Origin of the sequence: Litorivivens sp. (assembly GCF_041624475.1) — a bacterium.
Taxonomy (GTDB): domain Bacteria; phylum Pseudomonadota; class Gammaproteobacteria; order Pseudomonadales; family Spongiibacteraceae; genus Litorivivens.
In genome coordinates, this window is the sequence record NZ_JBFJUX010000002.1 from 128688 (window position 1) to 154949 (window position 26262).

Here is a 26262-nt window from a genome sequence, read left to right on the forward strand (position 1 = left end):
TCAGCAGCTGGCGCTTTAATTTGCGATAGTCGCCATTTTCAGGGAAAATACGCGCCCACATTTTGCGGCTTTTCGCAATTTTTCGAGGGAGCAGGTCACACACTGACAGGATGAGATCTGCTTGAAGTTCCACAGACCGAGACGGTAAAAATCATGAACCTTCACGAGTACCAGGGCAAACAACTCTTTGCCGAGTACGGCCTGCCTGTATCCAAGGGTTTTGCCTGCGATACACCAGAAGAAGCAGTAGAAGCCGCCAAGAAAATTGGCGGAGATCAGTGGGTAGTAAAAGCACAGGTTCACGCCGGTGGCCGCGGTAAAGCGGGTGGTGTGAAGCTGGTCAGCAACACTGATGACATCAAAGCTTTCGCCGAAAAGTGGCTGGGCAAAAACCTGGTGACCTATCAGACAGACGAGAATGGTCAGCCGGTTTCCAAGATTCTGGTTGAGTCCTGCACCGATATCGATCAGGAACTTTACCTGGGTGCGGTAGTAGACCGCTCTACCCGCAAAATCGTTTTCATGGCCTCTACTGAAGGCGGTGTTGAAATCGAAAAAGTCGCGGAAGAAACGCCTGAGAAAATCCTGAAAGCTATTGTCGATCCGCTGACCGGCGCCCAGCCTTATCAGGGCCGCGAGCTGGCCTTTAAACTGGGTCTGAGCGGTGTGCAGGTCAAGCAGTTCGTTAACATCTTCCTGGGTCTGGCCAAACTGTTCCAGGAAAAGGATCTGGCCCTGCTGGAAATCAACCCGCTGGTTATCACCAGTGAAGGCAATCTGCACTGCCTGGATGCCAAGCTGAACATCGACAGCAACGCCATGTACCGTCAGCCTCAGCTGAAGGAAATGCACGATCCTTCGCAGGAAGACGAGCGCGAAGCGCACGCCGCGGCCTGGGAACTGAACTACGTGGCACTGGATGGCAACATCGGCTGTATGGTTAACGGTGCTGGCCTGGCCATGGGTACCATGGACATCGTCAAACTGCACGGCGGCGCTCCAGCAAACTTCCTCGACGTAGGCGGCGGCGCGACCAAAGAGCGTGTTTCCGAGGCCTTCAAAATCATCCTCTCCGACGAAAGTGTTAAAGCCGTTCTGGTTAATATCTTCGGCGGTATCGTTCGCTGTGACCTGATTGCCGAAGGCATTATCGGCGCGGTTGAAGAAGTTGGCGTCAAGGTGCCGGTTGTTGTTCGTCTTGAAGGCAACAACGCTGATCTGGGCACCAAACTGCTGGCAGAATCCGGTCTGAACATCATTGCTGCAAACGGCTTGACCGAAGCTGCTGACGCAGTTGTTAAAGCAGCGGCGGAGGGTTAATCAATGAGTATCCTTATCAACAAAGACACAAAAGTTATCTGTCAGGGCTTCACCGGCTCACAGGGTACCTTCCACTCTGAGCAAGCCATTGCCTACGGCACTAAAATGGTTGGCGGTGTAACCCCCGGCAAAGGTGGCCAGGAACATCTGGGCCTGCCCGTTTTCAACACTGTTTCTGAAGCGGTAGAAGCAACGGGCGCCGAAGCCTCTGTGATCTACGTGCCGGCTCCTTTCTGTAAAGATTCGATTCTGGAAGCAGCCAATAGCGGCATCAAACTGATCGTCTGCATCACTGAAGGTATCCCCACGCTGGATATGCTCGAGTGCAAGGTCAAGTGTGATGAGCTCGGTGTGCGCTTGATCGGCCCGAACTGCCCCGGTGTTATCACGCCCGGTGAGTGCAAGATCGGCATTATGCCTGGTCACATCCACCTGCCCGGCAAAGTGGGCATCGTTTCCCGCTCCGGTACCCTGACCTATGAAGCAGTCAAGCAGACCACCGACTTCGGTTTCGGTCAGTCTACCTGTGTTGGTATCGGTGGTGACCCGATTCCCGGTTCTAACTTTATCGACATTCTCGAAATGTTCGAGAAAGACGAGAAAACCGAAGCCATTGTCATGATTGGTGAGATCGGTGGTACCGCAGAAGAAGAAGCGGCTGCCTACATCAAAGCCAACGTGACCAAGCCGGTGGTTTCCTACATCGCCGGTGTTACTGCACCTCCCGGCAAGCGCATGGGCCACGCTGGCGCGATTATCTCCGGTGGTAAAGGTACTGCAGACGAGAAGTTTGCGGCGCTGCAGGACGCAGGTGTTAAAACCGTGCGTTCACTGGCCGACATCGGCAAGGCACTGCAGGAAGTAACTGGCTGGTAAGTTAAGCTTGTTGTTCAGGAAAGGCGGCTTCGGCCGCCTTTTTTATTGCCCGACGTTATTGCGCTGAAATTGAATAGTGCTCGTCAATCTGCTTGGCGAGGGTGATATCGCGCATGGAGATACCGCCCAGGTCGTGGGTGGTCAGTTCGATATCAACACGGTTGTATACGTTGGACCACTCCGGATGGTGATCCATTTTCTCTGCCAGTATGGCGACCTGGCTCATAAAGCCGAAGGCGCTGACAAAGTCTTTGAAGGTTAACTGGCGATAGAGCTTGTCTTCTCGCACGGTCCAATCAGGCAATTCGGCCATGACATCTTTGAGTTGGGATTCGCTAAATCGCATTGTCATACAGGTTTCTTCTCCAGATAAACGCCACATTCCATATGTGATGTATAAGGAAACTGGTCAAAAAATGCCAGTGAACTGATACGGTGATTTTGGCATAAATGCGTCAAATCACGTAACAGGGTATCCGGGTTGCAGGAGATGTACAGGATCCGCTCGAAACCGCCGACAAACTGGCGGCTGAAGTCGTCCAGGCCCGCCCGGGGCGGGTCAACGAACACGGTATTCAGGCTGTAATCTGACAGCTCCAGGTGTGACAGGCGGCGGAAAGGACGCACACCCTGCAGGGCCTGGGATATTTCTTCGGCGGATAGTCGTGCAAATTCAACATTGTGAATGGCATTGAGCTCACAATTTTCCCGGGCAGCCTGAGTTGAGGTCTTGGAAACCTCAGTGGCCAGCACTTTGTTGAAATAGCGCGACAGAGGCAGAGTAAAATTACCGCAGCCGCAATACAGTTCCAGCAGGTCATCGCTTGCCTGTTGAATCTGCCTGCAGGCCCAGCTGATCATCTTTTCGTTTACCCCCGCATTTGGCTGGGTAAAACTGTTCTCGTAATGGCGAAAGGTAAAGCGTTCGCCGTCGGCTTGCAGTTTTTCCGTGATATAGGGTTTGGATAGCACCAGACGTTGTTTGCGGCTGCGGCCGACAATGCCTATCGAAAACTCTTCCATCAAGGCGCGTGCCTCGCGCTCCCAGTTTTCGTCCAGTGGTCGGTGGTAGATCAGGCTGACCAGTACTTCGCCGCTTAACCCGGACAGAAACTCTGCCTGAAACAGGCGATGCTTGAGCGTTTCAGAAGCCGAGAGGGCGCTACGCAGCGGCTGCATAAGTTGCGCGATGGGTTCGCAAGCGACGGGGAAGTCGTCGATAACCACCGCCTTGCGATCACCGCCTTTTCGAAACATCACATACTGGGGCTCGTCGTCGATATGCTGAATCCTAAATTCCGCGCGCATTCGGTAGTGGCTCTCACTGGACGAGAAAATCTCGGCTTCAGGGGCCCCCAGTGCGGTAAAGGCGGGCCGCAGCTGCTCGACTTTGAGTTCCAGCTGTTCGCGGTAGGCTGAGGGTTTGAAATTGCTTAAGGGCATGAGGGTCTCAGTGGTGACGGTTTTGCCAGAGCATAAGGGCCTGCTGCTGGGCGTGTTCGGCATCGGTGGCCTTGCCCATCATACGCAGGGCGATGGCGATTGTGCCGGTAACAGCCAGCTCACCGTAGCTGTCCAGGGTTTCGCCTTTCCAGCAGGCCAGCAAATAATCGACCGGCAAGCTTTCTAACTTGTCCTGCTTGCCGGACAAGAGGCGCGGCCAGTTTTCAATCACCGTCTTGCTATTTTCAATAAGGTGGAGTTTCAAGTCAGCTTCCGGGCGGCGTTCAACTTCACCGGCCTCACCCTTGAACACGACGGCATTTTTCTGCCCCAGCAGTTGTGCGGCCAGCTGATGGTTGTCACCGTAGGCCGGGTGAAAAATGCTTTGCAGGGAATAGGGCGCAGCCGTTGGGTTGATCAGCCGTGTAAGGGTATGCACGGGCGAGCGCAGACCAAAGACATTGCGCAGATCGACAATGTCCTGCAGCGGTCTGCAAAAGACGCGAAGCGGGACAAATGCAAAATTGCTTTTAGCCAGTGCGTCCTGCGCAGCCTGCCAGTTTTCGCAGGCGGGATGGCCCAGTTCGGTAAGAACCTGTTCTGAATAGATTCGCCCTTCGGTGTGTCCGGCAGCGCCGTGCATAACAATGCGGTAGCCGGCTTTCGCGAGAGTCAGGGCCGCGAGCAGGTACCAGGGGTGTTGCCGCCGTTTGCCCGCGTAGCTGGCCCAGTCGATATCAACCGGCAGTTCCGGCCTGTCGATAAACTCGCGTACAGCGGTAACAAAGCCCGCGAGTTCTTCCGGGCTTTCTTCTTTGACTCTCAGCAGCATGAGAAAAGCGCCGAGTTGAACCGGCTCAACCTGGTTGCGAAGGATCATACCGAAGGCGTCGCGGGCTTCTTCAAAGTTCAGCGAACGCGAGCCGGTTTTGCCTTTGCCGAGAATGCGAACGTATTGTGCGAAAGGGTGCTCAGACATAGCGGCTCTGCTGCGGGTGTGTGAAGGTTAGAGGCAGTTTTCCGGGCGCGGCAAGCCGGCAATTTTGCTCAGTAGCTTGGCGGGGCTGCCGGGAAACAGTTTCAGAAAGTAGAGGCTGCTGCCTTTGTCGCTGCCCAGTTTCTGCTTGGCGTATTTTATCAGAGGTCGCATGGCTGGTGAGTGATCAAATTCCTGATAGAAGTCCTGAATCAGTTTGATCAGTTCCCAGTGATCGGGCGTCAGCTCAATGCCTTCTTTGACGGCGAGATGCCGGGCTACACCTTCATTCCAGTCACCAAGGTGGAGAAGGTAGCCCTCGTCATCCGTTGCCGGCGAAGTGCTTGAGGCCATATCAGAACCAGCTCAGATTGTGGCGGTAGCGGTCACTGAGTGTGACTAGATCGGGATAGTCGATGATGTGAATTGCCTTGTCGACCCGATCCAGCAGGCCTCGCTCTTCCAGGTCGGGACGCAGGGCGTAGAACTCGTTATCGGCGGGCTTGCTCAGTACGGCATACACCGCGTCGTGCATCAGCACGATAGGGTCGGCTGGCTGGCAGCTTGCAAGGCAATCGCGAAGCGCCGAACTTGCGCTGGGCGATTGCTGCACGAGATGTAGCGTGGCGTTGTTCATCAGATGCTCAATACCCGGTCATACTGCTCGCACAGCGCTGAAATGTCCCTGGCCCGACACAGCTCCACCGCCATGTTGAGGTCGCTGACGATTAGATTGCGCTGCGCAAGTGCGTCTTCATTTACCAGAATCGGCGCAACCTCGTAAAGAGGCAGGGAGCTGAGTACCGCTTCAACATTCTTGCTGCCGGTATTGGCGGTGTTCTGGCCTTTGAGAAGTTGCAGCACGCCGTCGTCGGTAAACAGCATGGCAACCTTCACCTCAAAAGCGCTGGCCGCCAAGGCAATATCAATGGCTTCCCGGGCATAACTGCTGCCGTAGGGGGCTTTGCGACAGATCATCAGCAGCGAGGCCACGATCAGGCTCCAAAGGTCATGATGCGGTCCGACACCAGCATGGCTTCGACCCACTGCCCGAGTCCGGACAGGTCGAAGCTGTCCAGCGCATTGGCGCCGCTCAGGCTATAGCGTTCCGCTTCGCGCTGATTAACGATACCGCGGCGCAGGGCGCTGGAAATGCACAGCACCATATCCACCTTATGTTGCTGGGCAAAGCTCTGCCAGGCCTTGGGCAGGTTTTCCTGATCCTGAGGCGTAACCATGTAGGCGTTGCCTGTGGCAACGGCGTCGTGAAAAAAGAATACGCGAAACAGATCATGGCCGCTCGCAACGGCGGCCTCGGCAAAACGCAGGGCCGAAGTCACTGATGGCGATGATTGAGGTGAGCCAAGTACGAGCAATGAATATTTCATAGAAGTAAAAAGCCCCGGCGTGCCGGGGCTTAAATCATATACTGAGTCGTGGCAGCTCAGTCATCGCCGGAGAAGGCCATGAGCAGGTGCAGCAGGCTCATAAACAGGTTGTAGATCGACGCGTACAGCGTGATGGTGGCGAGAATATAGTTGCGCTCGCCGCCGTTAACGATCTGGCCGGTTTGAAACAGGATCGCCGCACTGGCAAACAGCATAAAGCCGGCTGAAAGCGCCAGTCGCAGGGTCGGCATTTCAAATACCAGCGCCGCAACCACACCCAGCATCAGGATAATGCCGCCGGCGACGATAAAGCCGGACAGGAAGGAGAAGTCCTTCTTGGTGGTCACCGCGTAGGCCGACAGGCCGAGGAAGATAACGGCGGTGCCGCCGAGCGCCTGCATGACCAGTTCGGCGCCGACACTGCTTTGCATCAGGGCGCCCATCAATGGGCCGATGGCAAAGCCGACAAAGCCGGTGAACCCGAAAACGGCCAGCAAGCCCCAAGCGCTGTTGGCCAGCATTTGGGTTAGAAAAGCAAGGCCGATAAAGCCGCCGAGGAAAACCCAGGGGTTAATGGGAGCCATGCCGCGTGAAAGGAACGCCGTGAATGCGCTGAAAGCCAGAGTCATGGCCAGCAGCAGGTAGGTATTTTTCAGTACCTTGTTTGTGCCAACCGCCTCAATACCAGCAGGGCTATGAGCTTGGGCAACGGTTCTGTCTTGCATTGCAGTCTCCGAAATAAGTGTTTAGCTAAGCCAAATCATACTGTGCAGGGCGCCAAAAGCAAGGTTTTCCCATCGGCTATGGCGACGCTGTCTGCAAAGCTTAGAGGTTTGATTTGCAAGGAAGTTCAAGTAGGGAAAGGCAAGCAGGGAAATGGCGGAGGGGCAGGGATTTGAACCCTGGGTGGGCGTTAACCCACGCCGGTTTTCAAGACCGGTGCATTCAACCACTCTGCCACCCCTCCGCGGCAGTCGGCAATTATACAGAGCTGATTTTGACAAACAAGCATAAGAACAGACGATTCAGTGACTTTCGTTTCGAAAGTAGAGTTTTCGTCTGCCAATTGTGCTGGATGCCGCGCCATGGAACGACAAACGATCAATTCTGAGGGCGGGCTAAACCTGTCCTGTCTGGTTGCCGACCAAACAGATGGGCAGGGGCCATTGCTGGTGTTCTGTCACGGCTTTCCCGGTCTGGGCTTCAGCTGGCGCCACCAGCTATCGTATTTCGCCCGGCGCGGTTATCTGGCAGTGGCTTTGGATATGCGTGGCTACGGCGAAAGTGATGCGCCGGCTGCAATAGCGGATTATTCGCTGGATCATATTCGCGCAGATCTGCTGGCTGTGCTCGCTCATTTTGGCAAGGCTAGGGCCGTGTTTGCCGGGCACGACTTCGGGGCACCTGTGGTCTGGAATATGGCTTTGCATGAGCCGGAGCGTGTGGCGGGGATCGTGGTGCTTAGTGTTCCCTATGATCACGATTATTACGGCCGGGGCGGATTGGATACGGCCAGCCAATTGCCCAGCGCGTTATTTGCCGAAGTGGCGCAAACCCATTTCCTCCATGCCCATTACTTTCAGCGCCCCGGTGTCGCAGAAGGCGAACTGGACGAACAGAGCAGTACCTTTCTGCGCCGCCTGTTTTGGGCCTTGAGTGCGCAGGGCGAACTCCTGTCGGCCTTTGCTGCTTCTGACGATCGCCAGGGCTATATTAATGTGCTGCCAAAAGTTGAAAAGCTATTGCCTTGGAGCTGGCTCAGTCGCGCAGAATTTGCCGTCTACGCTGAGGTCTTTTCTCGTACCGGATTTCGCGGGCCTCTGAGCTGGTACCGGGTGGCTGATATCAACTGGCGACTCAATGCGCGTTATCTGAGCCAGTCGGTGACTGTGCCGGCCTGTTTCGTGGCGGGAGCCCAGGATCCGGTCATTGCGATGAGCGGTGAGGGTTGCTGGGATTTTATGCGCAGGAGGGTGCCTGACCTGCGAAAGGTGGAGCTTGTTCCCCAGGCCGGACACTGGGTGCAGCAGGAGCAGCCGGGCGCGGTCAATTCGATCGTTGAGGACTTTCTGCGCTCGCTTTCCCTGGACGGTTAGGGCGATGCCGTAAATGAGGAGCCAAAAAAAAGCCGATACCTTTCGGTGTCGGCTTTGACAGATCTCGCCGGTTTTAGCGATTGCGCGGGTCGTTGCTCGCGCGGGCTGGTATCACCCGATCCGGATCCGGCGCTGCAACAGCATTGCGGTCCAGTTCTGCCGGGATGGGGGAGCTGGTAGAAATTTCTACCGTCGTGACCGGCTTGGGGTTTTCGCGCGGATCATTGGCCGCCCGACCGCGGGCGCTCGGTGGTACCACTGGTTTGGCGGTTGGCGCAGCTTCGCTCGTTGCTTTACTAACGGCGGGTTTGGTCGCCGGGGCCGGTGCGGGCTGCTCCACTGGTTTTTCAGCTTCGGCCTGCTCGGGTGCTGCGGCTTTTGGCGCTTCATCTTGGGCTGGCTGCGCTACTTCTGAGCTTGCCGGTTCAGCACTCTCTGGCATGGGGGCCGGTTCCGTAACTGGTTCGGGTGCCGTCTCCTCGGGAGCTTTGGGTGTTGGTTGCTCCTGCAGCGCTTCAGCTTTTCGGGCTTCAGCCGCTTTTACTGCAGCGTCTACCGTATCTTGCGGGTTTACCGGCGTGTCGCTGGAATGGTCGCTGTCAGTTTGCGCCGGTGCCGGTTTTGGCTCGACCGGTGCTTTTGCAGGCACGTTTTCAGTAGCGCTTTCCGCCACAACAGGTGTCGCCGCCGCATCATTGGGCAGGGCGATCGCTTCTTCGCGCTTGCGCTCGGCCTTCTGTCTAGGTTTGCGGTTGCTCGGACGACGCTGTGGACGGTTCTCATCGCGCTTGTTATCGAGCTGCGCACTGTCGTCGCTCTGGCGGTTGCCGCCGGCGTCCTTGGGCTTGGGCTCGCTGCGTCGATTATCGGCCTGGTTGTTGGCGTCCTGATCGCTATTGCGGCGATTTTCGTTGCGATTGTCGTTACGGCTGTCACCGCGATTTTCGCCGTCGCGACGATTGCGGTTGCGGTTGCGATTGCGGTTGCGATTGCGCTGCTGCGGTTTATTGGTGTCCTGTTCGGGCTCGGGTGCGGGCTGTGCTTTGCTTGCCGGGGACGGGCGCGTGTCAATTTCTTCAGCCTGGAAGAAAGTGCTCAGGCTGGAGACAATTTTCTTGAACAGACCAGAGCTGCTTTCCTGCGGGGCAGCGCCTGAAACAGGCGTTGGTGCAGGCGCCTGGCTGGGCGCTTCAGCGCGCTGTGGTGCCGGCGCGCGGGGAGCCAGTGTAGAAACCGCGGCCTGTTGAATCGGCGGCAGTTCTTCGTCTTTGGCTTCCTGTTCTTCCTGAGCCGTTTCGAGCTCGCTGGTGATTTTGTAGCTTACCAGTTCTTCGTCGCCAACATCGGTATCGCGCAGGCGCTGTACTTCAAAATGCGGAGTTTCGAGGTTAACGGAGGGGATCACCGCAACCCGTACACTGGCGCGCTGCTCGATTTCGTGAATCGCTACGCGTTTTTCGTTGAGCAGGTAAGAGGCAACGGTGACTGGCACAATAGCGCGAACCTCGGCGCTTTTTTCCTTGTTGGCTTCTTCTTCAAGCAGGCGCAGGATCGACAGGGCCAGTGATTTGGTGTCGCGAATGGTGCCGTGGCCTTCGCAGCGCGGGCAAACCTTGGCGCTGGTCTCGCCCAATGAGGGGCGCAGACGTTGGCGTGACATTTCCAGTAGACCGAAGCGAGAAATGCGACCGAGCTGGACGCGGGCGCGATCGGGCTCCAGGGCATCGCGCATACGGTTTTCTACTTCGCGCTGATTGCGCGGGGCCATCATGTCGATAAAGTCAATAACGATCAGACCGCCGATATCGCGCAGACGAAGCTGGCGTGCAATTTCATCGGCTGCTTCCAGGTTGGTCTGCAGCGCGGTTTCTTCGATATCGCCGCCTTTAGTGGCGCGAGCAGAGTTGATATCGATGGATACCAGGGCTTCGGTCGGGTCAATGACCACAGAGCCGCCGGAGGGAAGGCTGACTTCGCGTTGAAAGGCCGACTCAATCTGGCTTTCAATCTGGTAGCGGTTGAACAGAGGAACAGGATCCTTGTACATGCGGATCTTGCTCTTGTACTGCGGCATCACCTGCTCGACAAAGGTTTTGGCTTCGTCGTAGGAGGTGTCATTGTCGATTAATACCTGATCGATGTCGTCGCGCAGGTAGTCGCGAATCGCGCGAATAATGACATTGCTTTCCTGCAGGATGAGCAGGGGGGCTTTGTTTTCTTCAGCGGCCTTGGTCACCGAGCTCCAGAGGTGGAGAAGGTAGTCCAGGTCCCATTGCAGTTCTTCGGAGCTGCGACCAATGCCCGCGGTGCGCACAATAACGCCCATGCCGTCAGGGATGGTGATATTGCTGAGGGCTTCTCGCAGCTGGCTGCGCTCTTCACCTTCGATTCGGCGAGAGATGCCGCCCGCGCGCGGGTTGTTGGGCATCAGCACCATGTAGCGGCCGGCTAGGCTGATAAAGGTGGTCAGTGCGGCGCCTTTATTGCCGCGCTCTTCTTTCTCTACCTGAACGATAACCTGGGTGCCTTCCTTGACCACATCCTTAATTTTGACGCGGCCATCCACATCGCCGGGCGAGCGGTAGAAGTATTCCTTGGAAATTTCTTTCAGTGGCAGAAAGCCGTGGCGTTCCGCGCCAAAGTCGACAAAGGCTGCCTCGAGGCTGGGTTCAACCCGGGTGATGGTTCCCTTGTAGATGTTGGATTTTTTCTGGATGCGGGTGCGGTTTTCGATATCGAGGTCGTACAGGCGCTGACCGTCGACGAGGGCAACACGCAGCTCTTCGGGCTGCGTGGCGTTGATAAGCATTCTTTTCATTTGGTAAATCCCTGTTCGTGAAGGATTTACCGCAGTGTTACTCGAGCTGAGAACAACTTACAGTAGCGTCAAGCCAGCGCAATAACGCAGTGTTTCAGGGCCTTTTACGGAGGCGGATCGCGCCTCTACGGCTAGGGGCGAACTGAAATGGCTTGGCGAAAACTCCCTGTGGGTTGTCTGAAAGGCGTGATTGCTAAGATCGGTGCGAGCCGTTTTCATCATTTCAATTTTCATATCTACAGTCTGTCGGCTGCTCGCTTGATCGCTTAACTTATCGGCGATGCCTTTGGCACCGCTTGCTCAATTCTCATATCTCTCGTGGTAACGATGCGGTAAAATCCACTCGCATTGTTAACGTGGGTGCAAGCAACGCAATGTTCGCGCTTGCACGGGCTTGTTCTCTAAAGTTTGCGGGTTCGGACTCATCCTTCGGGACGCTGTCGACAAACCTGCGGAGCCCTTGATCTCTTTGCCTCTTTTGTAAAAAGGTGCGCAGCCTGTGGGTTGTCGCGAGAGACCAAGCGGCTACTGGCGCGAATATAGCAGTTAAATTCTGCTCGATCAATCAGTTAGACGGGAAGTGTGGCTTGGGTATGGAATCCGGGCGGCCTCAGGCTGTTCAATTAGTGACCGTGGACGAGGGCGCCGAAGGGCAGCGCATCGACAACTACCTGCTCAAGGTGTTGAAAGGCGTGCCGAAATCGCGCATTTACCGCCTGCTGCGCAAGGGCGAAGTCCGGGTTAACAAGTCCCGGGTCAAGCCCGAGTTCAAGCTCGGGGTGGGGGATATTGTGCGGATTCCGCCGGTGCGGGTCAGTGATCCGGCGGAGAAAGCGACGGCCTTTGTCTCGGACTCAATGGCCGATACCCTGCAAAATGCCATCCTGTTTGAAGACGATCGCCTCCTTATAATCAATAAACCCTCGGGTTTGGCGGTTCACGGCGGTAGCGGCGTCAGTCTCGGCCTGATTGAGGCGCTGCGCAAGCTGCGACCGGAGGCGAAGTTTCTGGAGCTGGTGCACCGGCTAGACCGTGACACCTCCGGTTGCGTCATGTTGGCGAAAAAGCGGAAGACGCTCAAAACCCTCCACGGTCTGCTGCGTGGCGATGGCGTGGACAAGCGTTATCTGGCGTTGGTGGAAGGGCGTTGGTCACCGCGGAAAGAGCAGGTCAAGCTGCCTTTACTTAAAAATGTACTGAACTCCGGCGAACGCATGGTGAAAACCAACCCGGAGGGCAAATATGCGCTTACCCGTTATCAGGTGGTGCGGCGCTTTAGCGGGGCCACTCTGGTTGAGGCCAAGCCGGTAACCGGGCGCACCCACCAGATTCGGGTGCACTGCCAGGCGGCGGGGCACCCCATTATTGGGGATGACAAATACGGGCGCGATGAGGTGAACCAGCGCTTTCGAGAACGCGGGGTGCGGCGGCTGTTTCTTCACGCCTATCGCCTGCGCTTTGAGCTGGAAGGCGAGTGGATAGAGGTCGAGGCTCCGCTCAGCGAAGACCTCCAGTTGTTTGTAAGTAATGAGTCATAAGGGGTTGTAATGGTTGTCATATTTGATTGGGATGGCACATTGATCGACTCTGCGGGCAAGATTATCGCCTGCATGCAGCAGGCTGCGCGCGATGCGGCTTTGGCGCCGCCGACCGACGACCAGGTGCGCAATATTATCGGGCTCGGCCTGGATTTGGCCATAGCCCGCCTTTACCCCGATGCGTCACAGCGGCAACGTGATGAGGTGCGTGAGCACTATTCGCGTAACTTTATTGCGGCTGACCAGACCCCCTGTGCCTTTTTCCCTGGTGTGACCGATGGGCTTGCGTCGCTGCAGGAAAGGGGCGCGCAGCTGGCGGTGGCTACGGGCAAAAGTCGCAAGGGCTTGTCCCGAGTGCTGGAAAACCTGGGGATGGAGGCGTTTTTTGCGGCGACCCGCTGCGCCGACGAGACGGCGTCAAAACCTGATCCGCTAATGCTGCATGAATTGTGTGAGGAGTTTGGTATTCGGCCCAATGAGGCGATTATGGTGGGAGATACCGAATATGATCTGGAAATGGCACAGCGCATTGCCATGCCCAGCGTGGGTGTCAGCTACGGGGCGCATGCGGTGGAGCGTCTGACGCGCTGGCAGCCATTGCAGGTTATTGATGCGTTTGCCGAGTTGGACGATGTGTTGACTCGGCACTGCGGTTTTCGTCCTTGCGAGCCAAGCGAAGCAACCTTTTAGGGTTGGCAGAGACGTCACGAGTTTGCTTCGCTTCGCTTGGCATGCCCCGCAAAGCGTTTTGGGTGCGCAATGACGGGACGCTGAACATTGCTGATTGTGGGGGCGCTCGCAAGGACAGCCGCTAAATTCAGGGAACGGCAATACCGCGCTGGTTGAGCAGGGTGGTTAGCTGTATTAAGGGTAATCCAATCAAAGTGTTGGGGTCACTTCCTTCAAGTCTTTCGAAGAGCGATATGCCAAGGCCTTCCATTTTAAAACTGCCTGCACAGTCCAGCGGCAGCTCTTTTTCTACGTAGCGCTGAATCTGCTGGGCGCTGAGTTGTCGGAAGGAGACTGAGTAGCTGTCGACCAGGCTGTCAGTCTGGCCCAGGCCCGTCAGGCACAGCCCCGTATAAAAGGTGACCGTTTTCCCGCTGCAGGCGGCCAGTTGCTCGCAGGCCCGCTTTACCGTGCCGGGTTTGCCAAGGGGGGCTCCCTTTAGTGAGGCGACCTGATCGGAGCCAATGACCAGCGCTTTGGGGTGATGATGGGCCGCGGCTTGGGCCTTTTCCTGAGCCAGGCGCAGGGCCAGCTCGCTGGGTGATTCACCTTCATATGGCTGCTCATCGATGTCGGGACTGTGCCGGGTAAAGGTGAGACCGAGGCGATGAAGCAGCTCTGCACGGTAGGCTGAACCGGAAGCGAGAACGATTTCGTAGGGCATGGAGGCGGCACCGGGGCTAAACATACTGATTTGCAGGCAGTTTAGCGTATTTGGCTTTGACAAACCGCAGACTCGGCCCTATGATTGCGCGCCTATGCGAAGACAGCCTCTGCCCCGACAGGTGGACGCTCGGAAGTTAACGTCTACTGATGTTGAACTTTCCGGATGTCAGCCGGTGAGCGATTTCCCAAGATTTGCTGCGGGACTCTGCGACGAAGGCGGAGAGGTAGACGTTAAAATGCACTTTTTCCGGGACGATTCCCATATCCACCGGATCAGTGCCAGCCTGGCCACTGATGTTTCCGTGGTGTGCCAGCGTTGTATGCAGGCGATGCCCATCAGCATCTCCTCACAGTTTGAGCTGGGTATCGTCTGGACTGAAGCACAAGCCAAGGCGCTGCCTCGCGAACTGGATTCGGTGATTCTCGATGAAGAGCCACTGGATCTGTTTCCTCTTATAGAGGATGAGCTGATTATAGAAACACCGTTCACCAACTTTCATCCGGTCGGTGACTGCCAGCCCGCAGGGCCAGTAGCCTACGGTGAAGAACAACCTGAGACTGCCGAGGAGCGGGATAACCCCTTCGCGGTGCTGAAAGATTTAAAATCTAGCGATTAAACGCTGAGGAGCATTTAGCCATGGCTGTACAGAAGAGCAAAAAGACCCGGTCTCGCCGGGATATGCGTCGTTCACATGATGCGCTGAGCGGTCCCGCGCTGTCAGTGGATTCCACCAGTGGTGAGACTCACCGCCGTCACCACGTGACTGCGGATGGTTTCTACCGCGGCCGTAAAGTTGTAGCTGGCAAAGACGACGAGTAAATCTGGGCAGCAATGCCATCTTTAGCGATTGACGCCATGAGCGGAGACCACGGTCTCCGCTCTTCACTTCCGGCCGCCGCGAAGGCAATCGCTGAAATCCCCCTTCTAAAGTTGACACTGCTCGGCCAGAAGCAAGCCATTCTGGACGAATGTCAGCGACGCTCTATCGACCCCAGTCTTTTTACCTTGATCGACGTGCCGGATGTGATCGGCATGGACGACTCTCCCTCTATCGCCCTGCGCCAAAAACAGCAATCGTCCATGTGGAAGGCGATCGAGCTGCTGCGCGACGGGGAGGTTGAAGGTGTGGTCAGTGCCGGCAACACCGCCGCGCTGGTCGCCCTCAGTCGATTCCTGCTTGAGCGATCTCCCGGAATCCGCCGGCCTGCCATGTGTGCGCCGCTGCCGGGTGACGGTGGCGATACCTACATGCTTGATCTGGGCGCCAATGTGGACTGCAAGGCGGAAGAGTTACTGCAGTTTGCCCAGATGGGAGCGGCACTGGTTACCTGCCTTAAAGGTATCGACTCGCCCCGGGTTGCCCTGCTCAATATCGGCGAGGAGGCCAGCAAGGGCACCGACTTGGTGCGCGAGGCAGCAGATCTGCTGGCGGCAGCACCGGGGCTCAATTACACCGGTTTTATAGAAGGTTTTGACCTGTTTACCCACAAGGCCGATGTGATTGTTTGCGACGGTTTTGTAGGCAATATTGCCTTGAAAGTCTGTGAAGGCACGGCATCCTACATTTCTCGCCAGCTCAAAGACCGCTTCAGTGACAGCTGGTACGGTATGTTGAGTGGGCTGTTTGTGCAGCCGCTGTTGAAAGACTTCAAAGATGACATCAACCCCGATGAATATAATGGCGCGGCCTTGCTCGGCTTGAGTGGTGTGGTGGTAAAGAGTCACGGCAGTTCCAGTAAAAAAAGTTTCTACAGCGCGATTCGCCACGCGGCAAAAGCCGTCGATCAGGAGTTGCCACAGCGTATCGCGCAAAAACTTTCTCTGACATAAATCTGATACACAGGATAGGTATAAAAATGACGAAAGGATTGGCTTTTGTTTTTCCCGGGCAGGGATCACAAAAAGTTGGGATGCTGGCTGAAATCGCTGAACAGGAAGCGGTGGTCAAGGAAACCTTTCAGGAAGCCTCTGACGCGCTTGGCTATGATATGTGGGGTATGGTGCAGGGCGGCGAACAGGAAACCCTTAACCTGACGGAAAATACCCAGCCGGTGCTGCTCACTGCCAGTGTTGCCATGTGGCGGGTCTGGCAGGCTCGTGGCGGTGCGGCGCCTTCTTATATGGCCGGACATAGCTTGGGTGAATTTTCGGCACTGGTGTGTGCCGGCAGCCTGAGCTTTGCAGACGGCGTCAAGCTGGTTCGTGCCCGAGGCCAGTTTATGCAGACCGCGGTGCCGGTAGGCGAGGGCTCTATGGCTGCGGTGCTGGGACTGGATGATCAGGTGATACTTGATATCTGCCAGCAGTGCAGCGATGCCGGCGTGGTCGAGGCGGTGAACTTCAATGCGCCGGGTCAGGTGGTTATTGCGGGCAAGGTTGCCGCGGTCGACAAGGCGATTGAAGCATTGAAAGAGGCGGGGGCCAAGCGCGCCATGCCGCTGCCGGTCAGCGCGCCTTTCCACACGTCCTTGATGCAGCCCGCTGCAGAAAAATTGAGTGAAGCCATCAATGCCATCCAATGGCAGGCCCCAAGTGTGCCGGTGATACATAACGTGCACGCGAAGCCCGAAAGCGACGAAGCTGCGATTCGCGACATTCTGATCAGGCAGCTCTACAGTCCGGTGAAGTGGGTGGACTGCGTGCAGGCAATGGTTGAAGCCGGTGTGGATACAACGCTCGAGTGTGGCCCCGGAAAGGTTTTGAGTGGTCTGAATAAGCGCATCCACAAACCGCTGAACTGCCTCAATATTGAGGACCCGGCGAGCGTGGACAAGGCACTGCAAGCCCTGGTTTGATAACGAACAAAGATAATTGGAGAGCACAATGAGCGATAAAATCGCACTGGTAACCGGCGCCAGCCGTGGCATCGGCAAGGCCATTGCCACAGCGCTGTCGGCCCAGGGGATGACGGTGATTGGCACGGCCACTACAGAAAGCGGCGCTGAAGCGATTACCGCCTATTTGAAAGAGGCCGGCAATGCCGGTTGTGGCATGGCGCTGAATGTTTCTGACGCGGCGTCAGTTGATGGCGTGATAAAAGCGATCAACGAGCAATTTGGCGCGCCAACGGTGCTGGTTAACAATGCCGGCATCACCAAAGACAATATCATGATGCGAATGAAGGACGAGGAGTGGTTCGATGTGATCGACACCAACCTCAACTCCCTCTACCGCCTGTGCAAGGCCTGCCTGCGCGGTATGACCAAGGCGCGCTGGGGGCGTATCGTCAACATCAGCTCAGTGGTAGGCTCCATGGGTAATGCCGGTCAGGCCAACTACGCGGCCACCAAGGCCGGTATGAATGGCTTTTCCCGGGCGCTGGCGCGTGAGGTGGGGTCGCGCAATATCACCGTAAACAGCGTTGCGCCAGGCTTTATCGACACCGACATGACTGCCAAACTGCCAGAAGAGCAGCGCCAGGCACTGGCCTCCCAGATTCCGCTGGCACGGCTTGGTCAGCCCGAGGAAATTGCGGGCGTGGTAGCCTTCCTGGTCAGTGATGCTGCGGCTTATGTGACCGGGGATACCATCCACGTGAACGGCGGCATGTATATGGCGTAAACATTTGTTGTACGGGATATTTTTGCCAGAAATAGGGTGAATTCAGTAAAATCCTGTGCACAAATTTGAAATCACGGGGTACAATGCCGTCCATAATTTTGGGTGGTAGTTTATACGGGTTTTCTACACGGCTTCTGCCTCTGCGGCAGCTCCGGTAAAAACCGGCAAATACCGATTCATTAAACTAGGAGTCAATAACGACATGAGTAGCATTGAAGAACGCGTCAAGAAGATTGTTGCCGAGCAACTGGGCGTAAAAGAAGAGGACGTACAGGAGTCAGCTTCTTTCGTTGAAGATCTGGGCGCGGATTCTCTGGATACCGTTGAGCTGGTGATGGCGCTGGAAGAGGAATTTGAAACTGAAATTCCCGACGAAGAAGCCGAGAAAATCACGACTGTGAAGCTGGCCATCGATTACATCAAGGAAAACCTGCAGTAATCACACGCCATTAGAGCGTAACCGGTCTACAAAAAGCCGTTTCTATTGTTTAATAGAGCGGCTTTTTTTTTGGCGCCGAAAAAATGAGAAGATAGGCGCAACCGAACAGGATCGACAGGGGCGGAGAATGTTGAGAAGAAGAGTCGTTGTTACCGGAATGGGCATGGTGACCCCGCTGGGTAATAACCTGGATGAAACCTGGAAAAATATCTGCGCGGGCAAAAGCGGTATTGGCCCCATAGAGAGTTTCGATGTCAGTGCATTTTCTACGCGGTTTGGCGGCTCGATAAAGGATTTTGATGTCAGCCCTTATATGGAGGCGAAAGAAGCCAAGCGTTTTGATCCCTTTATTCACTACGGCATGGCGGCGGCGATACAGGCACTCGAAGACAGTGGCCTGGAAATCACCGAGAGCAATGCGGATCGCGTTGGCGCGGCGATCGGTTCCGGTATTGGTGGCATTGGCCTGATTGAAAAAAGTCGTCACATTCTGGATGAATCCGGTCCGCGCAAGCTGTCGCCTTTCACGGTACCGGGGGCGATTATCAATATGCTTGGTGGTTTGTTGTCCATTCGTTACAACATGCGCGGCCCCAATATTGCCATCACTACCGCCTGTACAACGGGCACTCACAATATCGGTATGGCCGGGCGAATGATCGCTTACGGCGATGCTGATGCCATGGTGGTTGGCGGTGCCGAGCTGGCAACCACCCCGGTTGGTCTGGGTGGTTTTGCCGCAGCGCGCGCTATGTCGACTCGCAACGACGACCCTCAGGCGGCTTCACGGCCCTGGGACAAGGATCGGGACGGTTTTGTCCTGTCTGATGGTGCAGGCGTGATGGTGCTTGAAGAGCTTGAAAGCGCCAAAGCCCGAGGAGCGACTATTTACGCTGAATTGCAGGGCTTTGGTATGAGTGCCGATGCCTTTCACATGACCTCACCGCCGGAGGATGGCAACGGTGCCGCCCGCGCCATGCAGGCGGCGCTTGCCGATGCAGGCGTGAATGGTGCTGACGTGCAGTACATTAATGCCCACGGTACTTCGACACCTGCCGGTGATGTGGCTGAAGCCCGCGCAGTTAAAACCGTTTTCGGCGAGGCGGTGCATCAACTGGCGGTCAGCTCCACCAAGTCCATGGTGGGGCATCTGCTGGGTGCGGCCGGTGCCGTTGAGGCGATATTCACGGTGCTGGCAATTCGCGATCAAATTGCCCCGCCTACCATTAATCTGGATCATCCCGATGATGAGTGCGACCTGAATTTTGTGCCACACAAAGCGCAGAATCTGCCCATCACCCGGGCTTTGTCGAACTCTTTCGGTTTTGGCGGCACTAACGGCAGTTTGCTGTTTGGCAAAGTCGATTGAGGGTGAGCGCTCAATCGACAGCAATGCAAACGCTGCATAACAGCAAGCCGACCCGCTCTGTTGCTCTTGAGGATCGCGGCTGGTCGCTGGGTGAGGCCCTGTTCGAAACCCTATTGGTAAAGCAGGGCAGCCCGGTCTGGCTCGAGGAACATCTGGCGCGCTTGGCTTTGGGCTGTGAGCGTCTTCAGTTCGATTTTCCCGAGCGGGCCTTGCGCGACGATATCCATCAACTAGTGAGCGAAAGCCGCGATGATAGAGCGGTACTGCGGTTGTGCTTGAGTGGCGACAGCCTCGGTGTCCGCGGCTATGGGGCGGTCAGCCGAACGCCTCACCGCTACTGTCAGCTGGCATTGCTGGCGCCGCCCGTCCGACAATATTGGGACGAGGGTATCCGCGCCTTTGTCGCGAAAACCCGTCTGCCTGAACAGGTTGAGCTGGCAGGAATCAAGCACAGCAACCGCTTGCCCCATGTACTGGCGAGAGCTGAGCGTAAAGCGACCGACTTTCCGGAGGGGCTGATGCTGTCAACTTCCGGGCTGGTTGTAGAAGGTATTGCGTCCAATTGTTTTATCGCCGTTAACGGCGAGCTGAAAACGCCGCTGCTCGACAGGGCCGGGGTAGAGGGCATTGTCCGGCAGAAAGTCATTGAGGTTTTGCGTACACAGGGCGTCACCATCAGCGAAGCGCGGCTTACTCTGAGCGATGTTGAAGGTGCAGACGAGCTGTTTTTCTGCAATAGCCTGATTGGGCTCTGGCCGGTGCGGCAGCTGGATTGTCTGTCATTTTCATCTTTCAGCTTGTGCCAGCGGGTGCAAAAGGAACTGGAATCCGTCTGGTATGTTTAAGTGGTTAAAACGGCTGCTGCCTTTGAGTCTGGTTTTTGTGACCCTGGCGGCACTGGTGGTGCTCTGGGCGGATCAGCAGCTCACGCGGCCTTTGAATGTGGCTGGTGACGAATATCTGCTCGATCTAAAGCCCGGCACCGGCTTTTCCAGTATGGCCGCGAGTCTCGCGGCTGATCAGGTGATTGACTACCCGGTTGAGCTGCTCAATATCTACGCGCGTTTTACGGGTTATGCAGGTGCTATACAGTCGGGTGAATACCGCTTGCAGCCTGGCCTGAACAGCTATGATTTGCTGGCATTGCTGGTCAGTGGCGAGGTAGTGCGCTACCGGGCCACCTTGATTGAAGGCTGGACCTTTGCCGATCTGACGGCTTATCTGGCGGCGCACCCTGATCTGGATAAACGGTTTGATTCCGACGCGCCCGTTTGGCCGCAGCTGGGTATCGCCAATCCACTGCATGAAAACCCGGAAGGACTGTTTTTTCCCGATACCTACAGCTTCGTTAAAGGGGCAACGGATATTGGCATCATGAAGCGGGCTTATCTTCGCATGCTGTCGGTGTTGGACGAGGAGTGGGCTGGCAGAAGCGAAGGTCTGCCATTCACTGATCTCTATGAGGCCCTGATTTTGGCATCGATTGTTGAGAAGGAAACCGGGCAGCCCCATGAGCGTGGGCGTATCGCCGGGGTTTTTGTCAGCCGCTTGCAGAAAAACATGCGTCTGCAAACCGATCCCACGGTTATCTATGGCCTGCCGATGGTGGAAAGAAAAAACCTGAGGTCCAGACATCTTGCTGATGTGAGTAACCCCTACAACACCTATCGCCACAAGGGCTTGCCACCGACGCCGATTGCCATGCCGGGCAGGGCGGCGATTCATGCGGCGCTGCATCCGTTGCAGGACGGCGCGCTGTTTTTTGTGGCGAAGGGCGATGGCAGCCACCAGTTTTCGGAAACACTGGAACAGCACCAGCAGGCAGTGCGAGACTACCAGCTGCAACGCCGCAAGGACTATCGTTCTTCGCCGGCTAAACAATAAACAAAAGGTTGGCTGTGAGCGGAAAATTTATCACTCTCGAAGGCACGGAAGGTGTTGGCAAGTCCACTAATCTCGCAGTAATTGCGCAGTGGCTCGAAATGCACAGCATCCCCTATATCCAGACCCGCGAGCCCGGCGGCACGCCGTTAGCTGAGCAATTGCGCGAGCTGCTTTTATCGCCGCGCGAAGAAAAGGTAGATCCAAAAGCCGAGCTGCTGATGGTCTTTGCGGCGCGTGCCCAACATCTGGCAGAAGTTGTGAAACCGGCGCTTGCCCGGGGGGAGTGGGTATTGTGTGACCGCTTTACCGACGCCACCTTTGCCTACCAGGGCGCTGGCAGACAATTACCGAAGTCGCTGATCGAACAGCTTGAACAACTGGTACAGGATGGGCTGCAGCCAGACTGTACTGTGCTGCTGGACTTGTGCCCGTCGGTTGGGCTGGCCCGAGCCCAGGAACGGGGCGAGCTGGATCGCTTTGAAGCTGAAGCACAGTCTTTTTTCGAACGTGTGCGCGAGGCCTACTTACAACGGGCTGCCGCTGACCCCAAACGTTTTCACATTATTAATGCGGATCAGTCTATGGAAGCCGTCGCCGCTGATATAAAAAAGGCACTGGATAACATGCTTCCTGGAGCTGCTCATGGCTGAGACCATATTGCCCTGGCAGGTTGCGCAGTGGGATCAACTGATCCGAGCCCAGGACGAGGGCCGTCTTGGCCACGCGCTGTTGTTATCGGGTCCGGGCGGTATCGGTAAACAGCGCTTTGCCCGCGCCCTGATGCACTGGCTGCTCTGCGAGCAACCGGCGGCCCAGGGTGCCTGTGGCAGTTGTCGCTCTTGCCGCTTCGGGCTGGACAACCCGGATGTCCATATCATTGAGCCGCCTGAAGGCAAGCGTCAGATTGGTGTGGATCAGGTGCGCGAGCTGGTGGCTGTATCGGCCCAGACAGCGCATCGCAGCGGTGGCCGAAAGGTGATTCTGATCCAGCCCGCCGATGCCATGAATAGCAATACCGCCAATGCGCTGCTCAAAACGCTGGAAGAGCCGACCGGGGATACGGTGTTGATTTTGATCAGTGATGAGCCAGCGCGCCTGCTGCCCACTATTCGCTCGCGCTGTCAGCAAATTCCGTTTCCTATTCCGGCGCGGCAATTAGCGCTCGACTGGTTGAAGATGACCGTCGCCGAGCCGCAGCAGTGTGAAGTGTGTCTGGATGAGGCGGGAGGGCGTCCGCTTGCGGCCCAGGCCTTGTTTGAAAATGATGGTTTGGCAGCGCGACAGCGCTGCGATGAGACCTTGCAGGGCTGGGTTGACGGGCAGTTGAATCTGTCTCAGGCATCTGACGCATTGAAGGAGTTTGAGCTGGATTTTCTGCTGGAATGGCTGGCCCAGCGCAGCCATCACTTGTTACTGGCGGTGATGGGCGGCGAAGGCTACAGTGTCAATACTGTATGGCAGCGCTGGCTTAAGCGTTCCGCCGCCGATATTCTCAGCTTTCAACAGCAGGTGCTGGAGCTGCGGGCTCAGGTTCAGCGGGGCGTTGCCGTCAACCGCACTCTGACTATGGAATCGTTGCTGTTGGCCTGGATTGCGGCGTCACAGCAGCGCGCGGGGCTTGGCCTCTAGCAACCATCCCGTTATGCTTGTGGCCTAGGTTTTATCTGCCTTGATTCTTTCGGTTTTAGTTCTTTCTGTTTTGGTTATAGGAGCAAAGTGAGAATGGCACTCAACCCGGGTGGTAAGGGTGGCATGCTGTCACTGAACATCAAGGATAAATCTGTGCTGTTCAGCGCCTACATGCCCTTTGTGCAAGGTGGTGGTCTTTTTATCCCCACCAATAAGCCCTATCAGGTCGGTGATGAGGTCTTCATGTTGCTCACCCTGATGGATGAGCCGGAGAAAATACCGGTTGCAGGCAAGGTGGTGTGGATAACACCGCGCGGGGCGCAGGGTAACCGCAGTCCCGGCATTGGTGTTCAGTTTATTGGTGACGACGACACGGCCAACCGCAAAATCGAGGAATATCTGGCAGGCATGCTGGATTCGGATCGCGCTACACACACAATGTAGCCTGCTTGAGTTGCATTCAGCTCAATCCCGGTGATTTGCGCCTTTTGCATTGCGGGGCGCGACATTTAACCCGTTCGGGTACAGGAATACGGAACAGTTACTATGTTGATCGACAGCCACTGTCATTTGGACAGACTGGATCTCTCTCCTTATGACGGCAATCTTGACGCAGCTCTGCAAGCCGCGCGCGAACGCGGTGTGAAACGCATGCTTTGCATTGGTATTGATCGGGGCAACGCCCAGACCGTTATCGATATCGCCAATCGCCATCCGGATATCTTTGCCTCGGTAGGTATTCACCCGCTGGATCTTGCCGACGAAGTTGAAGCGACAGAGGCTTTGGTAGCATTGTCGGAGAGCGAAAAGGTGGTTGCCATTGGTGAAACCGGTCTCGATTATTATTACTCCGAAGACAACAAAAATGCGCAGCAGGCCAGTTTTCGTAACCACCTGCGCGCCGCCGCCCAGACGCGCAAGCCGGTTATTGTGCACACCCGCAATGCACGGCAGGACACACTGGATATTATTCGCGATGAATCCGACCCCGAGGTGGCCGGTGTTCTGCACTGCTTCACGGAAAGTCGGGAGATGGCGCACGCGGCGCTGGATATGAATTTCTACATTTCCTTCTCCGGTATTATCACCTTCAAGAATGCCGCAGATTTACGCGAAGTGGTTGCCAGCGTGCCGCTGGATCGTATGCTGGTTGAAACCGACTCCCCGTATCTCGCGCCGGTACCATTTCGGGGTAAGAAGAACGAGCCAAAATACGTGGTGGAGGTGGCGCAGTGCGTTGCTGACATCAAAGGCATATCTTTTGACGAGGTGGTCGCGCAGACTGCCGACAATTTTAATCGCCTGTTCAATCTGGCTGCATGAGAGGCTGAGCTGTTGACCGACCTGCTGAAAACCCCGCTGTACGACCTTCATCAACAACTGGGTGCCAAGATGGTGCCCTTCGCCGGCTATGCCTTGCCTGTTCAGTACGCCGATGGGGTGCTCAAGGAACATCTGGCCACCCGAGACAGCGCGGGCCTGTTTGATGTCTCCCACATGGGGCAGATTCGCCTGAACGGAGAGGGCATCGCCGAGGCTCTTGAAAAAGTGCTGCCGCAAGATGTCATCGGCCTTGGTGAAAATCGCCAGCGCTATGGCCTGCTGACCAATGAGCAGGGTGGCATTCTGGATGACCTGATGTTTGCCAATTGTGGTGACCACTTCATGCTGGTGGTAAATGCCGCTTGCAAGCACGAGGATTACGCTTGGCTTCGCAGGCACCTGCCTGACAGCATCGATATGACCCTGCTTGAGGATCGCGCGCTGCTGGCTCTGCAAGGCCCCAAAGCACGGCAGGTGATGGCGCAGCTCGCACCCGGCGCGGAGAAGATGGTGTTTATGGATACCGCCGACCTTACGGTGGCCGGCGTTGACTGCTGGGTAAGCTGCTCCGGTTACACCGGCGAAGACGGCTATGAGATTTCTGTTCCTGCCGCAAGCGCTCAAGCTGTGGCCGAGGCGCTGCTCGCCAATGAGACGGTCTCTGCCATCGGTCTGGGTGCGCGTGATTCCCTGCGGCTGGAAGCGGGACTTTGCCTCTACGGGCACGATATCGATGTCAGCAAAACCCCGGTAACCGCCAACCTGAAATGGGCGGTATCCAAGGCCAGGCGTCTGGGTGGTGAGCGCGCGGGTGGTTATCCAGGTGCTGAGGTGATTGCAGAGCAATGGCAGACGGGTGGCGACAGTCAGCGAACGTTGCTGGATATCGACGGTCGCGCACCGGTGCGCGAGGGTGCGCCACTGGTCAATGAACGGGGCGATAAGATTGGCATCGTCACCAGCGGCGGTTTCGGGCCCAGCGTGGGCAAGCCGGTCGCAATGGGCTATGTGAACATCGAAGCCCTAGACGCCCCGGTATTTGCCGAGGTGCGCAAGAAGAACATTCCGGTCAGCCCGCGCAGTAAACCCTTTGTTGAACAGCGTTACTTTCGCGGCTGATAGCTCGTGAGCAACTATCCACTGGGCATTATTGAAGGCTTTTACGGCCGCCAGTGGTCTTGGGCTGAGCGTCATTCGATGGCGGGCTTTCTGGCCGCAGCCGGTTACAGTCATTACCTCTACGCGCCCAAGGGCGACGCCTCCTTGCGCAATCAATGGCGGGAGCCTTTTGACGATTTGAGCGAGCTGAGATGTCTGGCGGCGGCCTGTCATGAGCACGGTCTGGCCTTTGGCGTCGGCTTGTCGCCTATGGGGCTGCAGATTCGCTACACCGAAGCCGACAGAAAGCTGTTGGCAGCCAGGGTAGGGGAGTTGTCATCCATTGGCCTCGACACGCTCTGGGTATTATTTGATGACATGCGCGGTGATCTGACCGATATTGCGGCCACTCAATGCCGGGTAATGGCCGATGTGCGGGCGCTTTTTGATGGGCAATTGGCCGTTTGCCCGAGCTACTACAGTTTTGACCCGGTGCTGGACGAAGTGTTTGGTCAGCGGCCGCCGGGCTATCTCGAGCAGTTGGCTGGTGGCTTGTGCGATTCCATCGATATTCTCTGGACGGGAAATCAGGTGGTCAGCCAAGCGATTACCCCGGCGGACTGCGAGCGCTTTACCGCGCTGGCGGGGCGAAAGCCCCTGCTGTGGGATAACTACCCGGTCAACGACGGTCGCAAAACCAGTCCGTTTCTGCATTTAGCACCCTTTGCCGGCCGGGCTGGCTTGGAGCCCGTCAGCGCCGGGCACTTTGCCAACCCCATGAATCAGCCGAATCTGTCAAAAATTCCGCTTTCTTCATTGCCGGCACTGGTCGATGGCTACACTGACGAGGCGGCGTTGATGGACAGGGCGCTGGCGCAATTGCCTGAGGCCTTGTCCCGTCTGATAGCGCGGGACTGGCAGCGATTTCAGCGCGAAGGTCTGGACGCGATCAGCGCGGACGACAAGCTGGTGTTGCGGCAGGACTACCAACAGATTGAGCACCCTGTGGCCGATGAAGTCGTCGATTGGTTGGGCGGGGGCTATGTTTTCGACCCGGACTGCCTGACTGGCTAGCGGGCGTCAGCGGTTGCGCAATGACACGGCTTGC

At 56.5% G+C, this 26262-nt stretch carries 30 protein-coding genes and 1 tRNA gene; 20 read left to right on the forward strand and 11 right to left on the reverse strand.

Going from position 1 to position 26262, the window contains the following annotated elements:
* The first annotated feature begins 153 nt into the window (after positions 1–153).
* Positions 154–1320, forward strand: coding sequence for an ADP-forming succinate--CoA ligase subunit beta (gene sucC / locus ABY734_RS03255; protein WP_372777543.1), 1167 nt, complete (start codon positions 154–156; stop codon positions 1318–1320).
* A 3-nt stretch (positions 1321–1323) separates the two neighbouring features.
* Positions 1324–2196 carry a succinate--CoA ligase subunit alpha gene (gene sucD / locus ABY734_RS03260; protein ID WP_372777544.1) on the forward strand — a complete coding sequence of 291 codons (873 nt, stop codon included), beginning with the start codon at positions 1324–1326 and terminating at the stop codon, positions 2194–2196.
* Positions 2197–2251: 55 nt separating this feature from the next.
* Here sucD and ABY734_RS03265 read toward each other — a convergent pair whose 3' ends face one another.
* From ABY734_RS03265 to ABY734_RS03305, 9 genes are all read right to left on the reverse strand, one after another.
* Positions 2252–2548, reverse strand: a complete 297-nt coding sequence (locus ABY734_RS03265; RefSeq protein ID WP_372777545.1) for a 4a-hydroxytetrahydrobiopterin dehydratase — start codon at positions 2546–2548, stop codon at positions 2252–2254.
* A complete protein-coding gene (trmA, locus tag ABY734_RS03270; RefSeq protein ID WP_372777546.1) occupies positions 2545–3639 on the reverse strand; it encodes a tRNA (uridine(54)-C5)-methyltransferase TrmA in 1095 nt (364 codons plus the stop codon). The genes ABY734_RS03265 and trmA overlap by 4 nt, the downstream gene beginning before the upstream one ends.
* Before the next feature lie 7 nt (positions 3640–3646).
* Entirely contained in the window at positions 3647–4618 is a 972-nt protein-coding gene (locus tag ABY734_RS03275) for a glycosyl transferase family protein (RefSeq protein WP_372777547.1), read from the reverse strand.
* A 27-nt stretch (positions 4619–4645) separates the two neighbouring features.
* Complete coding sequence (locus ABY734_RS03280; RefSeq protein WP_372777548.1) at positions 4646–4969, reverse strand: TusE/DsrC/DsvC family sulfur relay protein; 324 nt, start codon at positions 4967–4969, stop codon at positions 4646–4648.
* Between the two features lies 1 nt (position 4970).
* Complete coding sequence (gene tusB, locus ABY734_RS03285) at positions 4971–5252, reverse strand: sulfurtransferase complex subunit TusB (RefSeq protein WP_372777549.1); 282 nt, start codon at positions 5250–5252, stop codon at positions 4971–4973.
* A complete protein-coding gene (gene tusC, locus ABY734_RS03290; protein WP_372777550.1) occupies positions 5252–5608 on the reverse strand; it encodes a sulfurtransferase complex subunit TusC in 357 nt (118 codons plus the stop codon). Before tusC ends, tusB begins: the two co-directional genes overlap by 1 nt.
* 2 nt (positions 5609–5610) lie before the next feature.
* Complete coding sequence (gene tusD, locus ABY734_RS03295) at positions 5611–6003, reverse strand: sulfurtransferase complex subunit TusD (RefSeq protein ID WP_372777551.1); 393 nt, start codon at positions 6001–6003, stop codon at positions 5611–5613.
* Positions 6004–6059: 56 nt separating this feature from the next.
* On the reverse strand, positions 6060–6728 hold the full coding sequence (locus ABY734_RS03300) for a Bax inhibitor-1/YccA family protein (RefSeq protein WP_372777552.1): 669 nt from the start codon (positions 6726–6728) through the stop codon (positions 6060–6062).
* Positions 6729–6880: 152 nt separating this feature from the next.
* Positions 6881–6970 (reverse strand) — tRNA-Ser (locus ABY734_RS03305).
* 118 nt (positions 6971–7088) lie between these two features.
* Here ABY734_RS03305 and ABY734_RS03310 point away from each other — a divergent pair.
* A complete protein-coding gene (locus tag ABY734_RS03310) occupies positions 7089–8099 on the forward strand; it encodes an alpha/beta fold hydrolase (RefSeq protein ID WP_372777553.1) in 1011 nt (336 codons plus the stop codon).
* 73 nt (positions 8100–8172) lie between these two features.
* On the opposite strand, the gene rne is transcribed toward ABY734_RS03310, so the two are convergent.
* Complete coding sequence (gene rne / locus ABY734_RS03315) at positions 8173–10917, reverse strand: ribonuclease E (RefSeq protein WP_372777554.1); 2745 nt, start codon at positions 10915–10917, stop codon at positions 8173–8175.
* A 593-nt stretch (positions 10918–11510) separates the two neighbouring features.
* On the opposite strand from rne, the gene rluC reads away from it, so the two are divergent.
* Together rluC and ABY734_RS03325 are read left to right on the forward strand one after the other, a co-directional pair.
* The gene (gene rluC, locus ABY734_RS03320) at positions 11511–12455 is read left to right on the forward strand and encodes a 23S rRNA pseudouridine(955/2504/2580) synthase RluC (protein WP_372777838.1); all 945 of its coding nucleotides are present in this window, start codon (positions 11511–11513) and stop codon (positions 12453–12455) included.
* Positions 12456–12464: 9 nt separating this feature from the next.
* On the forward strand, positions 12465–13145 hold the full coding sequence (locus tag ABY734_RS03325) for an HAD-IIIA family hydrolase (protein WP_372777555.1): 681 nt from the start codon (positions 12465–12467) through the stop codon (positions 13143–13145).
* Positions 13146–13272: 127 nt separating this feature from the next.
* On the opposite strand, the gene ABY734_RS03330 is transcribed toward ABY734_RS03325, so the two are convergent.
* A complete protein-coding gene (locus ABY734_RS03330; RefSeq protein WP_372777556.1) occupies positions 13273–13872 on the reverse strand; it encodes a nucleoside triphosphate pyrophosphatase in 600 nt (199 codons plus the stop codon).
* Between the two features lie 151 nt (positions 13873–14023).
* Here ABY734_RS03330 and ABY734_RS03335 point away from each other — a divergent pair, with 151 nt between their 5' ends.
* The 15 genes from ABY734_RS03335 to ABY734_RS03405 all read left to right on the forward strand — a co-directional run bounded on the left by ABY734_RS03335 (position 14024) and on the right by ABY734_RS03405 (position 26228).
* Positions 14024–14467 carry a YceD family protein gene (locus tag ABY734_RS03335; protein ID WP_372777557.1) on the forward strand — a complete coding sequence of 148 codons (444 nt, stop codon included), beginning with the start codon at positions 14024–14026 and terminating at the stop codon, positions 14465–14467.
* Between the two features lie 20 nt (positions 14468–14487).
* On the forward strand, positions 14488–14670 hold the full coding sequence (gene rpmF, locus ABY734_RS03340) for a 50S ribosomal protein L32 (protein WP_372777558.1): 183 nt from the start codon (positions 14488–14490) through the stop codon (positions 14668–14670).
* A 12-nt stretch (positions 14671–14682) separates the two neighbouring features.
* A complete protein-coding gene (gene plsX, locus ABY734_RS03345) occupies positions 14683–15681 on the forward strand; it encodes a phosphate acyltransferase PlsX (protein WP_372777559.1) in 999 nt (332 codons plus the stop codon).
* 26 nt (positions 15682–15707) lie between these two features.
* Positions 15708–16646, forward strand: a complete 939-nt coding sequence (gene fabD, locus ABY734_RS03350) for an ACP S-malonyltransferase (RefSeq protein WP_372777560.1) — start codon at positions 15708–15710, stop codon at positions 16644–16646.
* A 28-nt stretch (positions 16647–16674) separates the two neighbouring features.
* Positions 16675–17412, forward strand: a complete 738-nt coding sequence (fabG, locus tag ABY734_RS03355) for a 3-oxoacyl-ACP reductase FabG (protein WP_372777561.1) — start codon at positions 16675–16677, stop codon at positions 17410–17412.
* A 202-nt stretch (positions 17413–17614) separates the two neighbouring features.
* Positions 17615–17851: an acyl carrier protein gene (gene acpP / locus ABY734_RS03360; protein WP_183409231.1), complete on the forward strand. Its 237-nt coding sequence runs from the start codon at positions 17615–17617 to the stop codon at positions 17849–17851.
* A gap of 127 nt (positions 17852–17978) precedes the next feature.
* On the forward strand, positions 17979–19220 hold the full coding sequence (gene fabF, locus ABY734_RS03365) for a beta-ketoacyl-ACP synthase II (protein WP_372777562.1): 1242 nt from the start codon (positions 17979–17981) through the stop codon (positions 19218–19220).
* Positions 19221–19243: 23 nt separating this feature from the next.
* The gene (gene pabC, locus ABY734_RS03370; protein WP_372777563.1) at positions 19244–20065 is read left to right on the forward strand and encodes an aminodeoxychorismate lyase; all 822 of its coding nucleotides are present in this window, start codon (positions 19244–19246) and stop codon (positions 20063–20065) included.
* The gene (gene mltG / locus ABY734_RS03375) at positions 20058–21104 is read left to right on the forward strand and encodes an endolytic transglycosylase MltG (protein WP_372777564.1); all 1047 of its coding nucleotides are present in this window, start codon (positions 20058–20060) and stop codon (positions 21102–21104) included. Before pabC ends, mltG begins: the two co-directional genes overlap by 8 nt.
* 14 nt (positions 21105–21118) lie before the next feature.
* Positions 21119–21754, forward strand: coding sequence for a dTMP kinase (gene tmk / locus ABY734_RS03380; RefSeq protein WP_372777565.1), 636 nt, complete (start codon positions 21119–21121; stop codon positions 21752–21754).
* Complete coding sequence (locus tag ABY734_RS03385; protein ID WP_372777566.1) at positions 21747–22733, forward strand: DNA polymerase III subunit delta'; 987 nt, start codon at positions 21747–21749, stop codon at positions 22731–22733. Before tmk ends, ABY734_RS03385 begins: the two co-directional genes overlap by 8 nt.
* 93 nt (positions 22734–22826) lie before the next feature.
* The gene (locus ABY734_RS03390) at positions 22827–23177 is read left to right on the forward strand and encodes a PilZ domain-containing protein (protein WP_372777567.1); all 351 of its coding nucleotides are present in this window, start codon (positions 22827–22829) and stop codon (positions 23175–23177) included.
* A 102-nt stretch (positions 23178–23279) separates the two neighbouring features.
* The gene (locus ABY734_RS03395) at positions 23280–24056 is read left to right on the forward strand and encodes a TatD family hydrolase (RefSeq protein ID WP_372777568.1); all 777 of its coding nucleotides are present in this window, start codon (positions 23280–23282) and stop codon (positions 24054–24056) included.
* A 12-nt stretch (positions 24057–24068) separates the two neighbouring features.
* Complete coding sequence (gene gcvT / locus ABY734_RS03400) at positions 24069–25175, forward strand: glycine cleavage system aminomethyltransferase GcvT (protein WP_372777569.1); 1107 nt, start codon at positions 24069–24071, stop codon at positions 25173–25175.
* A gap of 6 nt (positions 25176–25181) precedes the next feature.
* Positions 25182–26228: a beta-N-acetylglucosaminidase domain-containing protein gene (locus ABY734_RS03405; RefSeq protein ID WP_372777570.1), complete on the forward strand. Its 1047-nt coding sequence runs from the start codon at positions 25182–25184 to the stop codon at positions 26226–26228.
* The last annotated feature ends 34 nt before the right edge of the window (positions 26229–26262 follow it).

What these genes read in the sequence shown, in the direction of transcription:
- sucC (WP_372777543.1), top strand. Translation starts at nt 154, where the DNA reads ATGAACCTTCACGAGTACCAGGGCAAACAACTCTTTGCCGAGTACGGC.
- sucD (WP_372777544.1), top strand. Translation starts at nt 1,324, where the DNA reads ATGAGTATCCTTATCAACAAAGACACAAAAGTTATCTGTCAGGGCTTC.
- ABY734_RS03265 (WP_372777545.1), bottom strand. Translation starts at nt 2,548, where the DNA reads ATGACAATGCGATTTAGCGAATCCCAACTCAAAGATGTCATGGCCGAA.
- trmA (WP_372777546.1), bottom strand. Translation starts at nt 3,639, where the DNA reads ATGCCCTTAAGCAATTTCAAACCCTCAGCCTACCGCGAACAGCTGGAA.
- ABY734_RS03275 (WP_372777547.1), bottom strand. Translation starts at nt 4,618, where the DNA reads ATGTCTGAGCACCCTTTCGCACAATACGTTCGCATTCTCGGCAAAGGC.
- ABY734_RS03280 (WP_372777548.1), bottom strand. Translation starts at nt 4,969, where the DNA reads ATGGCCTCAAGCACTTCGCCGGCAACGGATGACGAGGGCTACCTTCTC.
- tusB (WP_372777549.1), bottom strand. Translation starts at nt 5,252, where the DNA reads ATGAACAACGCCACGCTACATCTCGTGCAGCAATCGCCCAGCGCAAGT.
- tusD (WP_372777551.1), bottom strand. Translation starts at nt 6,003, where the DNA reads ATGAAATATTCATTGCTCGTACTTGGCTCACCTCAATCATCGCCATCA.
- ABY734_RS03300 (WP_372777552.1), bottom strand. Translation starts at nt 6,728, where the DNA reads ATGCAAGACAGAACCGTTGCCCAAGCTCATAGCCCTGCTGGTATTGAG.
- ABY734_RS03310 (WP_372777553.1), top strand. Translation starts at nt 7,089, where the DNA reads ATGGAACGACAAACGATCAATTCTGAGGGCGGGCTAAACCTGTCCTGT.
- rne (WP_372777554.1), bottom strand. Translation starts at nt 10,917, where the DNA reads ATGAAAAGAATGCTTATCAACGCCACGCAGCCCGAAGAGCTGCGTGTT.
- rluC (WP_372777838.1), top strand. Translation starts at nt 11,511, where the DNA reads ATGGAATCCGGGCGGCCTCAGGCTGTTCAATTAGTGACCGTGGACGAG.
- ABY734_RS03325 (WP_372777555.1), top strand. Translation starts at nt 12,465, where the DNA reads ATGGTTGTCATATTTGATTGGGATGGCACATTGATCGACTCTGCGGGC.
- ABY734_RS03330 (WP_372777556.1), bottom strand. Translation starts at nt 13,872, where the DNA reads ATGTTTAGCCCCGGTGCCGCCTCCATGCCCTACGAAATCGTTCTCGCT.
- rpmF (WP_372777558.1), top strand. Translation starts at nt 14,488, where the DNA reads ATGGCTGTACAGAAGAGCAAAAAGACCCGGTCTCGCCGGGATATGCGT.
- plsX (WP_372777559.1), top strand. Translation starts at nt 14,683, where the DNA reads ATGCCATCTTTAGCGATTGACGCCATGAGCGGAGACCACGGTCTCCGC.
- fabD (WP_372777560.1), top strand. Translation starts at nt 15,708, where the DNA reads ATGACGAAAGGATTGGCTTTTGTTTTTCCCGGGCAGGGATCACAAAAA.
- fabG (WP_372777561.1), top strand. Translation starts at nt 16,675, where the DNA reads ATGAGCGATAAAATCGCACTGGTAACCGGCGCCAGCCGTGGCATCGGC.
- acpP (WP_183409231.1), top strand. Translation starts at nt 17,615, where the DNA reads ATGAGTAGCATTGAAGAACGCGTCAAGAAGATTGTTGCCGAGCAACTG.
- fabF (WP_372777562.1), top strand. Translation starts at nt 17,979, where the DNA reads ATGTTGAGAAGAAGAGTCGTTGTTACCGGAATGGGCATGGTGACCCCG.
- pabC (WP_372777563.1), top strand. Translation starts at nt 19,244, where the DNA reads ATGCAAACGCTGCATAACAGCAAGCCGACCCGCTCTGTTGCTCTTGAG.
- mltG (WP_372777564.1), top strand. Translation starts at nt 20,058, where the DNA reads ATGTTTAAGTGGTTAAAACGGCTGCTGCCTTTGAGTCTGGTTTTTGTG.
- ABY734_RS03385 (WP_372777566.1), top strand. Translation starts at nt 21,747, where the DNA reads ATGGCTGAGACCATATTGCCCTGGCAGGTTGCGCAGTGGGATCAACTG.
- ABY734_RS03390 (WP_372777567.1), top strand. Translation starts at nt 22,827, where the DNA reads ATGGCACTCAACCCGGGTGGTAAGGGTGGCATGCTGTCACTGAACATC.
- ABY734_RS03395 (WP_372777568.1), top strand. Translation starts at nt 23,280, where the DNA reads ATGTTGATCGACAGCCACTGTCATTTGGACAGACTGGATCTCTCTCCT.